At 67.9% G+C, this 12,112-nt stretch carries 8 protein-coding genes; 6 read left to right on the top strand and 2 right to left on the bottom strand.

Annotation, left to right across the window (positions count from 1 at the left end; genetic code table 11):
- The first annotated feature begins 98 nt into the window (after window positions 1–98).
- Both MOTC310_RS30270 and MOTC310_RS30265 read left to right on the top strand, forming a co-directional pair.
- Entirely contained in the window at window positions 99–779 is a 681-nt protein-coding gene (locus MOTC310_RS30270) for a response regulator transcription factor (RefSeq protein ID WP_331292500.1), read from the top strand.
- Window positions 766–2,151: a sensor histidine kinase gene (locus MOTC310_RS30265; RefSeq protein WP_331304441.1), complete on the top strand. Its 1,386-nt coding sequence runs from the start codon at window positions 766–768 to the stop codon at window positions 2,149–2,151. The genes MOTC310_RS30270 and MOTC310_RS30265 overlap by 14 nt, the downstream gene beginning before the upstream one ends.
- Before the next feature lie 65 nt (window positions 2,152–2,216).
- On the opposite strand, the gene MOTC310_RS30260 is transcribed toward MOTC310_RS30265, so the two are convergent.
- Both MOTC310_RS30260 and MOTC310_RS30255 read right to left on the bottom strand, forming a co-directional pair.
- Window positions 2,217–2,507 (bottom strand): hypothetical protein, encoded by a 291-nt coding sequence (locus MOTC310_RS30260; RefSeq protein ID WP_331304440.1) that lies wholly within the window; start codon window positions 2,505–2,507, stop codon window positions 2,217–2,219.
- Between the two features lie 565 nt (window positions 2,508–3,072).
- Window positions 3,073–4,671 (bottom strand): porin, encoded by a 1,599-nt coding sequence (locus MOTC310_RS30255; RefSeq protein WP_331304439.1) that lies wholly within the window; start codon window positions 4,669–4,671, stop codon window positions 3,073–3,075.
- An 835-nt stretch (window positions 4,672–5,506) separates the two neighbouring features.
- On the opposite strand from MOTC310_RS30255, the gene MOTC310_RS30250 reads away from it, so the two are divergent.
- The 4 genes from MOTC310_RS30250 to MOTC310_RS30235 all read left to right on the top strand — a co-directional run bounded on the left by MOTC310_RS30250 (window position 5,507) and on the right by MOTC310_RS30235 (window position 12,074).
- Entirely contained in the window at window positions 5,507–7,279 is a 1,773-nt protein-coding gene (locus tag MOTC310_RS30250) for an ethylbenzene dehydrogenase-related protein (RefSeq protein ID WP_331304438.1), read from the top strand.
- A gap of 14 nt (window positions 7,280–7,293) precedes the next feature.
- Window positions 7,294–8,331, top strand: a complete 1,038-nt coding sequence (locus MOTC310_RS30245) for a 2Fe-2S iron-sulfur cluster-binding protein (RefSeq protein WP_331304437.1) — start codon at window positions 7,294–7,296, stop codon at window positions 8,329–8,331.
- A 75-nt stretch (window positions 8,332–8,406) separates the two neighbouring features.
- A complete protein-coding gene (locus tag MOTC310_RS30240) occupies window positions 8,407–9,216 on the top strand; it encodes a PstS family phosphate ABC transporter substrate-binding protein (RefSeq protein WP_331304436.1) in 810 nt (269 codons plus the stop codon).
- Entirely contained in the window at window positions 9,213–12,074 is a 2,862-nt protein-coding gene (locus MOTC310_RS30235) for a putative bifunctional diguanylate cyclase/phosphodiesterase (protein ID WP_331304435.1), read from the top strand. The genes MOTC310_RS30240 and MOTC310_RS30235 overlap by 4 nt, the downstream gene beginning before the upstream one ends.
- Window positions 12,075–12,112: the final 38 nt, after the last annotated feature.

Genomic DNA, 12,112 nt, shown 5'->3' with positions numbered 1-12,112 from the left:
CATTTGACTCCGAGCCTGAAGAGGATAATTCCACCCCTCCCTCCGAGCCGCGGGAGATCAGGCAGGGCCGGCGAATACAAAATAAAAAGGAAAAACGAATGGCCAGCGTATTGGTAGTCGAGGACGACCGGCGGGTCGCCGCCGAGATCGGGTCGGCACTCGCGGAATACGGATTCCAGGTGGACGAAGCGCCGAGCGGCAGCGTCGGACTACGCAAGGCCCTGGACGGTAACTTCGACGTGATCGTGCTCGACCGGATGCTTCCGGAGATCGACGGCCTGTCGCTGCTCACCAAGCTGCGCGCCGCGAAGGTTTCGACACCGGTCCTGATCCTCAGCGCCCTTTCGGCCGTCAACGAGCGCGTCGACGGGCTGCGCGCCGGCGGCGACGACTACCTCGCCAAGCCGTTCGAGTTCATCGAGCTCACGGCGCGCGTCGACGCGCTCGCCCGCCGCAAGATGGCGGCCGAGGCCGTGAACGAGCTCGTGGTCGGCGATCTCCGCCTGGATCTGATCGAGCGTGTCCTCTACTGCGCGGACCGCGAGATCGAGCTCCTGCCCAAGGAGTTCGCGATCATCGAGTTCCTGATGCAGAACGCCGGCACGCTGGTGAGCCGGAAGATGATCTTCGAATCCGTCTGGGGCTACAGCTTCAATCACCAGTCAAGCGTCATCGACGTCCACATCGGCAAGATCCGCAAGAAGCTCGACCCCGACGGCTTGAACCCCCGGATCCACACGGTGCGCAACACGGGCTTCATCCTCCGTGCGCCTTCTTGAGGTCCGGCGCACCAGCGGCTTCCGGGTCGCGTGCCTGTTCTTCGCGACCTTCGGGACCGCGTCGCTCGCGCTGTCGGGCTTCCTCTACGTCGACACGCGCAGCTACGGCCGCAAGGCCGCGTTCGAGTGGGTCGAATGGGAGTCGAAGCACCTCCTGAGCCTGTCGCCGCGCGCGCTGCGTGAACGGATCGACGCCTCCGAGGATTTCGCCGAAGGCGGGCGGCCGCTGGTCCTGTTCGGGCCCGACCACCTGCGCCGGGCCGGCGCGCCGATCGCCTTTCCCGACAAGGCGCCGATCGGGAAGCCGTTCATCCTGTCGCAGCCGCTGGATCACCGCAGCCGCACGCTGTTCAGCCAGCTCACCGAACTTCCGAGCGGCGAGTACGTCCTGGTCAGCCGTTCGGCCCAGGATCTTCAGGCGCTCGAGAAAGCGCTGGTCGAGACCTTCGTCTGGGGGATGGCCGCGACGATCGTCATCGGCCTGATCGGTGCCGTCGTCTTCGGTGCCGGCTCACTACGGCAGAACGATGCGATCACCAAGGCGGTCGAGCGCATCATGCGCGGCGACCTGAGCGAGCGCCTGCCGACGCGCGGCGTCTCGGCCGACCTCGCCCACCTCACGCGCGTCGTCAACGACATGCTCGATCAGCTCGAGCGGCTGATGCTGGAGATCAAGGGCGTCAACGAGAACATCGCGCACGATCTGCGCACCCCGCTGACTCGGGTGGTTGGCACGCTGGAGCGGTCGCTTCGCAAGGCCGACAGCGTGGACGCGTTCCGCGCCTTCAACGAGGACGTCCTAGCCGAGGTCAAAACCATCGTCGTCCGGTTCTCGGCCCTTCTGCGCATCTCCGAGATGGAGGACCGCCTGCGCCGATCCGGCTTTACCCAGGTCGATCTCGGCCGGCTGCTCGAGGATGCGGTGGAGTATTATGAGCCCCTGGCCATCGAGCGCGGCATCCAGCTCCTCTGGGATCGACCGGACGAACACTGCGCGATCGAGGGCGACCGCAGCCTGATCTTCGAGGCGGTGAGCAACCTGATCGACAATGCCCTGAAGTTCACGCCGGAAGGCGGAGCGGTGACGGTGGCGCTTCTGCGAAACCCGACCGCTATCCAGGTCACGGACACGGGTTGCGGCATCCCGGCGGCGGAGCTGCGTGCCGTTCGCGCCCGGTACCGACGCGGTGCCATGAAGACCGACAAGAGCGGTTTCGGAATCGGCCTGAGTCTAGTCGATTCCATCGCGCGGCTGCACAGTGCCTCCTTCGATATCGCCTCCGGCGGTACCGGCTGCTGCGTGACCTTCAGCTGGACACACACGGGCTCGGACGGCACGTCCATCGACTTCCTGCCGGCCGCGTCCCTGTAGCGCCGTCGCACCCGGCCAATCCCGTCGCGCGGGAGGGGCCGGGTGCGCGGAACCGCTGACGGAGCTCAGTAGGACGTCTGGCCGCGGCGACGCTCGCGGCCGTTGAGGCGGCTCCACTGCCGGTTGGCCGGGACGGTTTCGATCGAGCTGGGCCGCTGAACCGCCGCGCTGTAGCCGGTCGCGCCTTCCCACATGCCGCCCGCCTTGTCGTTGCCTTCGGAGGCGGACCACGCGTCGAGGCCGCTGCCGCTGGTCCGGATGATGAGGCTGGGGTCGATCGTCGAGCCGCCTTGGGCGAGAGCAGGTCCCGCGATCAGCGTAGCTCCCAACGAGCAAGCGAGGATGATGTTCTTCATGGTGATCTCCCGTTTCTCAAGCTGCCGCTCACCGGCGACGTGGGATTAAGATGCGGGAATACCGGTTTAAACTCTATATTTTATTGCGGAATAATTCTTTTGCTCTTTGGTGCGACTTCAATCTCGAAAGAATTTTTGAATTTTTGGAGCCGGCCGTTCAGGTCCGCGCCCGGCGCGCCTGAACGCTCGCGCCCGGGGGCTTCAGCACCGAAATACGCGGCATGGTCGATCCCAGGTGAGCTTGCAGCGGACATGAAAAAGCCGACCGGTTACCCGGTCGGCGAAGTCTTATGGGTCTGAAGCTCTGGGTCAGACCGACTTTGCCCTGGTACCCGAGCCAGCCAATCTGAAACCATAGCATCCGCTCGGTCGGCGGCGAAGCAAGCCGCTGAAGAGCTGTCCCTGTTGTAGAGGATTGTGCGCCGAGCGCAAGCAAAACATCTTTTATTTGTTAAATCAATTTGAGCTAGCACGGAGATTTCGATTGGCCATCAAAGAGAAAAGCCCAGCCTTTCGGCTGGGCTCGAGACTGACAATGACGCGATAGATGGAGGGTCTGATAGGATCAGAAATCCCGCTGCACGCGGAACCGGAATTGCGCCGCATCCTGCGCATTGACGTAGCGCAGAGAGTTCTTCGAGATGTCCGGCGTGACGCCGCTGTTGAGCGCCGTGCGGATGTATTCGCCCTCGACGCCGATATCCAGATCTTTCACGGGGGTCCAGATCAGGCTGGCGCCGGTGATCATCTGGTTATTGCCGCGCAGAATGGGACTGGTCGCGAAGGCGAACGCATTGGACGCGCTGGCGCCGGCCGGGGCGAAGCCGAAGCCCAGCAGGCCCAGCGCGTTCCGGCCCTTCGAGTTGTAGTCGATCTGCGCGTAGCTGCCGAAGAAGGCCGAGCGCCATGCCGGCGACCAGTAATGGAGCAGGGAGGCGACCGCGGAGAACGAGGTCGACAACTCGAGTCGGCCGGTCGTCGGGTTGAGCACCGCGTCCGCATAGTACTGCGCGAACGAACCGCCGCCGACGGGCGCCGCACCGAGCGCGTCGTACGGCGCCGTGTAGTTCGAGATGCCCGTATAGGCGATGGCACCTTGTCCGTAGGCGCCCTGCAGGTAGAGCGTGTCGCCCGTCGCGATGAACGGCAGATTGACCTTCACTCCGCCCTGGACCGCCCAACCGTAGGCGTTCGAGGCACGTCCGGTTGGCGAGATGCCGAGGCCGGTCGTCGCGGTGGTGATGCCCGCGACCGTGCTGCCGGCGTCGCCGGCATTGATCTCGTGGACCGCGGCGGACAGCTGCGCCGACCCCCAGGCCTGATCGATGCGCGCCACGCCGATGAAATCGGGCATGCGGCTCTTCTGGGTCACGTCGACGAAGGCGACGTTGCCGGGGCCGACGACGATCGGCGCCAGCCAGGTCGAGGGCGTGAACGGATTGAAGGCGTTGCTGTAGCCAGCGAATCCGCCGCCTGCCGAGAAGGCACCGACAGCGGAGCCCGTGCCGAAGATCGGGAAGCGCCGGTAGGTCGGGTCTTCCATCGAAGCGGACAGCGTGATGCCGTTACCGAGGACCGCCGAGTAGGCAAGCAGGTTCGTGCTGAACGTGTCGGAGCCGGCGGTACCGCCGATCAGCTCGAAATCGTGGGCGTAGAAGTCGAAGAACGAGGACGCACGGCCCGCCGTGAGTCCGGCGAACTGGATGAAGGCCTTGTCGGCGTTGACGTAGGTCTGCGTGCGTCCGAAGGCGTCAGCACCGAGGCCCGCGATCGCCAAGCTCTCGCGCTGGCGGGATCCCGAGGTCAGGAACGGACCGCTGCGGTTGGCGACATCGATGCGCAGGAACGCCCGCAGGGTCCCGTAATCGGTCTGCGTCCGGGAATCGAGGTTCAGCCGCATCAGGCCGAGATATCCGGTGACATCGCCGCCACCGCCCGTACGAACCTTGCTGGTCTGATACAGGAAATCGTACCGGGCTCTTCCGGACAAGCGGATGCAGGTGTCGGTGCCGGGGACATAGAAGAATCCGGCACCGTAGGCGTTGCAAACGCGTACAAACTCGACCGGCGCCGCCTTCGATGTCGGTAGATCGGCAGCGTACGCACCGCCGATTGGCAGGATCAAGGCTGAGGAGCCCAGTAACAGCGCCTTGGTTCTGGTCATGATATCCCCGCATCCGACGCCGTGGGCATGCCACTGCAAGCGTCAACCCAATGATCCGCGCTCACGCCCGTGCTCGAGTCCCGACACGGGGCGATGGCGCAGTGTTTTTGAGATTTGGCCGCTCTATTGCTCGGCAGATTGACCGTATAGTTCAAGATCTGATTTTACAAATAAATTGCGATTGCGTTTTTCAAAGCGATTTGACTTCATTAAATTTGTTTTCGGATTTGAATCGGCCGCCGAAGCCGGAGGCGGCCGGCCGCGCCGCGCGAGGGTCGGGAGCGTCGCCCATCGACGAGCAGGTTCGGACCGCGCGGTGATCCTTCGTGAACCCTGGCTGCGGAGCCGCACGGTGGCGAAGATGATCGGGAGGCGAGTCAGCGTTATCTGGCTACGGGGCAGTCACCGCAGCCTGCGAAGCTTCTCGAACTGTAGCGGTTTGGATGCGCCCGCTCCGCATTGGCCCCGTCGCCGTCACGGATGAGCGGCTATCGGCTGCCGAGATGCCTCCCGGGCCGCCGGCAAGGGCGAAGCGTGCGGTCCTGAAACGTTACGGGCGGTGCGCTTGGATGAAGGCGCTGCCGCGTGCGGACGCGGTGCCGCTCCGATCCCGAGCCCTGACGGCTTCGTCTGCCGTCGATTGTCGCCCTCGCGCCCGGTTCTACCGGCGCTGCGGTACGACCGCACGCTCCAGAGGGACCGGCGACGGCCGCCGTTAAGCATAATCGCCGAGAGTTCAAGATTGCAAAGCTCGGCTATATCGCGCCGCCAGAAACATGATTTACAAAGTTCTAACGCAGCGCGTTCAATCTGCGGCGATGATGCGGAGGATCGAATGTCGGAACCGCTGACCCTCTCGCCGCATCCGCCGGGTGGATCCGATGCCGCCTCCGGCTGGCGTACCACCCCGACAGCGCGTGTTGACCGGCATCCCCGCTCCGATGTCGGGACAGTCGTCATCCACTGGGTTGTCGCCATCGCAATGGTGGCGAGCCTGCTCACGGGCCTGCGCATCTCGGCTGACGCACCAGTCGCGCGGACCGCGAAGTTTCTCTCACCCATGCTTCCGCAAGGCGAAGTTTGGACCGTGCATTTCGTCGCCGGGCTGAGCCTGTTCTTCGGGATCACGGCCTATCTCGTCTATCTCGTGCGCGGGCGTCTCACGGATCGCAACGGCCTGTCGCGGCTCCGCGCGCTGCGCGTCGGCGGGCGGACGAAGGCGGCCCGGAAGGCCCGGTGGGGCGGCATCAACGTCGCGCTGCACTGGCTGATCTACGCCGTGACGCTCATCCTGACGGCCACCGGCGTCGCGCTCTACCTCGGCTACGGCGGCTGGGTGGTCTGGCTGCACGCCACCTGCGCGCTGGTGGCGCTGGCCTACATCGCGGTCCACACCCTCGCGCACTTCATGTATGGCGGAGTGTGGCAGCTGCTGCGGTTGTTCCGCCCCGCCGCGCTGGCGGACGGCGCGGTGCGGCGGCGGCGGCCGCTCCTGGCGGCCGCCGTGATCGGCCTCCCCGTGGTCGGCGGTCTGGCCTTCGCGGACGTGAAGGGCCGCTCCACTCTGGTGGTCGACCGGGTGACGACCGGACCGGACCTCTCCAAACTCCTGGACGATCCGGTCTGGCGGACCGCGCGACCGGTCTCGGTCCGGACGATGCAGGGGGCCAATTTCGGCGGGACCGGCGAGACCACCGTCGAGATCCGCGCCGTCCGGGACGCGGCGAACGTGTACTTCGCCTTCCGGTGGTGGGATCCGTCGCGCTCGCTGAAGCGCGTTCCCATGGTCAAGAAGGCGGACGGCTGGCACCTCCTCGACGCGGATGCGGCGCGGGCGGACGTGACCGGCTACTACGAGGACAAGCTGGCCGTGATCTTCTCGCGATCCGACGCCTTCGGCAGCGGCGGCGCGACCCATCTCGGCGCCCGCCCCTTGCCCGATGCCCCCGCGCCGCTGAACGGCCGCGGCTACCACTACACCACCGACGGCAGCTACATCGACATGTGGCAGTGGAAGGCGGCCCGGGGCGGGATGCTGGGCGTCGTCGAGGACATGCATATCGGGCCGCCCACGGAGCCGACCGCCGCCGAGCGGGCCGTGAAAGGCCGCTACCAGGCCGGATACTGGGGCGATCCCGGCACCAGCGCGTACCGCTACAACTTCAAATTCGAGGGTCCCGGCGGCTACGCCGGCGCGGTCGAGCCGCTGCGGCTTCCCAAGGACTGGCACGCGACGGTGGCCAAGCTCGGCACCGTCGATCTCGCCCTCGATGCCAGCACCTCGCCGGGCTCGGCCTGGTGGATGGTCGAGCGGACCGAGACCGTGCCGTATTCAGCGACCGCCGACGCGGAGATCCCGGTCGGGACCGTCATGCCGGGCGTGCTCCTGACCGACGGCTACGCGGGGGACCGCGCCGGGATCTCGGCGGCGGCCGACTGGGCTGACGACCATTGGACCCTGGTCGCCTCGCGCAAGATCGCGACCGGCAGCAAGTACGACGTCGATTTCCTGCCCGGAAACACCTTCTACCTGTACGTCTCGGCCTTCGACCACACGCAGACGCGCCATACGCGGCACATGCGGCCGGTCGAAGTCCTGCTGCGCTGATGCGGGAGCGCGGCATGGCCGATCGCGTCAACCTCGTCATCAACGGCCGGCGCGTCAGCGCCGCCGCCGGACAGACCCTGCTCGACGCGGGTCTGGCGGCCGGACGGGCAATCCCGCACGACTGCGCCACCGGTCAGTGCGACACGTGCCGGGTCCGGATCCATTCGGGCTCGGTGGACGATGCGGGAACGCGCGTCGGCGACACCGTGCAGGCCTGCCGGGCGCGCCTGAACGCCGACACGGTCATCGAGTTCGACGAGGTTCCCGAGACCGTCCGACGGGCCGGAACGGTGGACAGCGTGGTCGACCTCACCGCCGAGATCGTCGAGGTCACCGTCGCGCTGCGCAAGCGGCTGACCTACCTGCCCGGTCAGTATGTCCGGATCTCCTTCGCCGGGCTGCCGGCGCGGGACTACAGCCCGACCTTGCGTTCGGATGGATCCGGCGAGTTGAACGAGCTGATCTTCCAGATCCGACGGCAGCCCGACGGCGCGGTGTCGCCGCTGCTCGGCGGCCGGATCGGTCTGAGAACGGCGGTGAAGGTCGAGGGCCCGTTCGGAACGGCCTTCCACCGGCTGGGACGCGGGCGGCTCGTCGTCGTCTCGTCCGGCGTCGGCTGGGCGCCCGCATGGGCTGTCGCCCGCGCGAGCCGGCTGCGCGAGCCGGAGCGGGAGCTGCTCGTCGTGGCCGGCGCACGGCTTCCGCAGAATCTCTACATGCGTCCGGCGCTGGACTGGCTGCGCGAGCGGGGAGCGACGACGATCCTGACGTGCAGCGGCAGCAACCCGCCTCCGGATGCGCGCGCCGGGCGGCCGACCCTCCACATGCCGATGCTCACGCGGGACGACACGGTTCTCGCGGCCGGCGCGCCGGAGATGGTCGCGGCGGTCCAGTTTCTGGCGGCCGCCACCGGGGCGACCTGCTACGCCGATCCCTTCTACGCGGCCGCGCGCGGCGCGGATGGAAGACCACCGTCCGACACGAATTTCCTGCAGCGCTTCCTCCAGCGCGTGGCGGGGCATCGGACCGCTAAAACGGAGCCAGTCGCCTAGCAGATCGTCAACCACACCTTGAGTGTACGGTATCCGGTGACCTCGAGTTAAGCACTCGAGGCGTATTCTGCGGTTATGGCACTGTTAATCGCGAATCTTCGGCGCATCATCGCGGGCGGCGTCATCCTCCTCGCCCAAGCGGCCGGCGTCCGCGCGGACGACCTGTCGATTGTCGGCACCGGCGACGGGATCGAGATGCTCCAGGCCGTGGCGGCCGCCTACAACGCCGAGGGCGGGCCGATCCGCGTGTCGGTTCCGCCGAGCATCGGCTCGGGCGGCGCCGTGGCGGCTGTGGGCGGTGAGCGTCAGAAGCTCGGGCGCGTGGCGCGTCCGCTCACCGAGGCCGAGAAGGCGCAGGGCCTCGTGGAGGTGCCGCTCGCCCGCATACCCTCGGCGATCTTCGTCCATCAGGGCGTCGGCGTCACGGACCTGACGAGCGCGCAGGTCGCTGCGATCTTCGCGGGCACGCTCGACAATTGGAGCGCCCTCGGCGGACCGGATCTCAAGATCCGCGTCGTCCGCCGCGAGGACACGGACAGCACGCTGTCGGTCCTGCGGGCGACCATGCCGGGCTGGCGCGACCTCGTCCTGACCAGCCGCTCGAAGACCGCGACCACGACCCAGGACGCGATCGCCACGGTGCGGGAGACACCCGGCGCGATCGGCTTCGGCCCGTACTCCCCTGCTCTCTCGGGCGATCTCGCGATCCTGACGATCGACGGCCGTTCGCCGCGCGATCCGGCCTATCCGAGCGCCGTGACCCTCGCGCTGATCTACAAGACCGCCACGCGCGACGCCGCAGCGTCCGCGTTCCTCGCCTTCGCGACCTCCGATCGCGCCGGGCAGGTCATGGCGGCGCGGGGCGGCGCCCCGCTCAGGCCGTGACCGGCACCGTCTTCTCGCGTTCCCTGCGGGCGCGCCTCGTCGGCGCCACGCTCTCGACGGCCGCGATCGCGCTGGCGGCTCTGGTCTTCCTCGTGGTCCTGCGCTCCGGCCAGACGCTCCGGGAGCAGGCTCGGGAGGTCTCGACCTGGTCCGAGGCCCAGCTCTCCGACCGCCTGCTCAGCGACGCCAAGCTCGCCGCCGCCCGGCTCCAGATGCAGCGCGAGGACGTCGAGCGGCGCTTCGCCACCATGGCGAAGCGCTGGGACGTGGCGAAGGCGGTGTTCTCCGGCAACACGGTGGCGGCCTCGGAGCTGCTCCGGCCGGCCCTGGCGCTCGCCGACCTCGACGGCGCGATCGCCTTCGACCAGAACCTCCGAGCCCTGACCGCCGACCGCGTCGACGCGGACCTCCTCGCCGCCAACGCGGCGTTCGGGTCGACGCCGGCGGCGGCGGCCCTGCGCGCCGTGCTCGCCCGCAACGACCGGGAGCACGTCGACGGGTTCGTGCTGTCCCTGCGCTGGGACGAAACCCTCGCGCAGGCGCTCGCCGCGAACGAGAGCGGCACGGTCGCGGACGTCTTCGGCCAGCCGCTGTTCGACGATTTCGGCGAGGTGATCGGCGGACTGGTCGGGTACCGGGTCCTGCGCCCGCACGAGCCGACCCTGACGGCCTTCGCGTCGCTCAGCGGACGGGACGTGCTCATCCTCTCCGACCAGAGCCTCCTGTCCTCGGCGGGCTCCGAGGTCTCCAACGCCCGACTCGGAAACGCGTCGGCTGCCCAGCTGCACGCCGTCCTCGGGGCCGAGAAGGTCGCGCGCTGCATTCCCCAAGCGTTGGACATCCGTCTCTGCGTCGCGGCGCCGCTGCGGGAGCTGCAGCAGCTCGCCGGCAAGGTCGTCGGCATCGGCGAGGAGAGCTCGCGCTCGCTCCTGCGGACGCTCAGCGTCGTCGCGGGGCTGACCCTGTGCCTGGTCGCCGTCGTCCTGCTCTTCCTGTCGAGCCGGATCACCCGTCCGCTCGTGCGCATCACCCAGACGGTCTCCGAGGTCGCCCGCGGCAACTGGCATGTCAGCGTGCCCGATATCGACCGCGCCGACGAGGTCGGCGATATCGCGCGCGCCGTCGTCGTGCTCGAGCATTCCCTCTCGGAGCGCGATCAGCTGCGCGACGACGTGTTCCGGCAGAACACGGTCCTGACGGAGCGCGAGCGGCAGCTGCAGGAGCAGAACGGGCGGTTCGACGCGGCCCTGAACAACATGTCTCAGGGCCTGTGCATGTTCGGGGTCCACGGTAGCCTCAAGGTCTTCAACGCCCAGTTCTGCCGCATCTACGGGATCGCTCCGGACGCCCTGGACTCCGAACCGACGCAGGCCGAAGTCCGCCGGCTCGCCGGTCTCGCGGACTGGTCGGCGGCGGAGGGCGGGCCGAGCCGCCGTACCCTCACCAGGACGCTCGCCGACGGGCGATGCGTCGAGATCACGGTCGAGCCGATGGCGGATGGCGGCTGGGTGGAGACGCACGAGGACGTCACCGCGAGCGTCACCGCGCAGGCGCGGATCGCCCATATGGCGACCCACGACGCGCTGACCGGCCTGTCGAACCGTACCCTGCTGGCCGACCGTCTGGCGGCCGCCTTCGCGGACCGCGCGGGCGGCGCCCGGTCGGTCACCGTCATCTGCCTCGACCTCGACGACTTCAAGGGCATCAACGACACGCTCGGTCACCCGGCCGGCGACGAGCTCCTTCGGCAGGTCGGGCGCCGCCTGACGCGCCTGTGCCCGACCGGCGGTACCGTGGCGCGGCTCGGCGGCGACGAGTTCGCGATGGTCCTCTCGGAGGCGGATCTGCCGGACGGCGTCCTCGTCCTGGCCGAGGAGATCCTGACCCAGCTCAGGCGGCCGTTCCTCCTCGCCGGTCAGTACGTGTCCGTCGACGGGAGCCTCGGCATCGCCGTGTCCGGCACCGAGGATGCCGACGGCGACGATCTCCTCCGTCGCGCCGATGTCGCCCTCTATGCCGCCAAGGCCGACGGCGGTCGGCGCGTCCGCGTCTTCGAGCAGGAGATGGAGGAGCGCCAGAATCAGCGGCGCTGGCTGGAACGCGAGCTGCGGCTCGCGATCGGCACCGCGCAGATCGAGCTGCACTATCAGCCGCTGTTCGATCTCGCGACGAACGCGGTGACGAGCTTCGAGGCCCTGGCCCGCTGGCATCATCCGGAACGCGGGATGATCTCGCCCGGCGAGTTCATCCCGGTCGCCGAAGCGACCGGGCTGATCGACGCCCTCGGCGCCTACGTGCTCGAACAGGCCTGCGCCGATGCCATGACGTGGCCCGGGACCCTGCGCGTCGCCGTCAACATCTCGCCGATCCAGTTCCGCGAAGGCAGCCTCGACCGCTTCGTGGAGGAGGTCCTGCTCAAGACCCGGCTGCCGAGCCAGCGGCTCGAACTCGAGATCACCGAATCGGTAATCTTGAGCCAGGATCAGGCGAGCTTCGATATGCTGAGTCGCCTGCGCCGCCTGGGCGTGCGGTTCTCGATGGACGATTTCGGGACCGGCTACTCGTCCCTGAGCTCGCTGAACACGTTCCGGTTCGACAAGATCAAGCTGGACCAGTCCTTCGTCCGGAACCTCCTGGAGAAGGACGAGGCGGCCGCCATCGTTCACGTCGTGGCCGAACTCGGCCGAAGCCTGAAGATCACGACCACGGCCGAGGGTGTCGAGACGCCCGAGCAGCTCGCCCGGCTGCGGGCGAGCGGCTTCTCGGAGGTCCAGGGCTATCTGCTCAGCAAGCCGATCCCGGCTGCCGCGGTCGCGGCCTTCATCAACGCGCAGGAGAATCTTCACGTCGCGGCCTGACGGGGCGCCGAAGGGACAAGACCGGGTGCGCGCAGATG

Source organism: Methylobacterium oryzae, assembly GCF_036441375.1.
Taxonomy (GTDB): domain Bacteria; phylum Pseudomonadota; class Alphaproteobacteria; order Rhizobiales; family Beijerinckiaceae; genus Methylobacterium; species Methylobacterium oryzae_A.
Note: the sequence above shows the minus strand (reverse complement) of the source record. Positions and strands in the feature narration are given on the sequence as shown.

Coding starts and splice junctions, on each gene's coding strand:
- MOTC310_RS30270 (WP_331292500.1), top strand. CDS start 99: ATGGCCAGCGTATTGGTAGTCGAGGACGACCGGCGGGTCGCCGCCGAG.
- MOTC310_RS30260 (WP_331304440.1), bottom strand. CDS start 2,507: ATGAAGAACATCATCCTCGCTTGCTCGTTGGGAGCTACGCTGATCGCG.
- MOTC310_RS30255 (WP_331304439.1), bottom strand. CDS start 4,671: ATGACCAGAACCAAGGCGCTGTTACTGGGCTCCTCAGCCTTGATCCTG.
- MOTC310_RS30250 (WP_331304438.1), top strand. CDS start 5,507: ATGTCGGAACCGCTGACCCTCTCGCCGCATCCGCCGGGTGGATCCGAT.
- MOTC310_RS30245 (WP_331304437.1), top strand. CDS start 7,294: ATGGCCGATCGCGTCAACCTCGTCATCAACGGCCGGCGCGTCAGCGCC.
- MOTC310_RS30240 (WP_331304436.1), top strand. CDS start 8,407: ATGGCACTGTTAATCGCGAATCTTCGGCGCATCATCGCGGGCGGCGTC.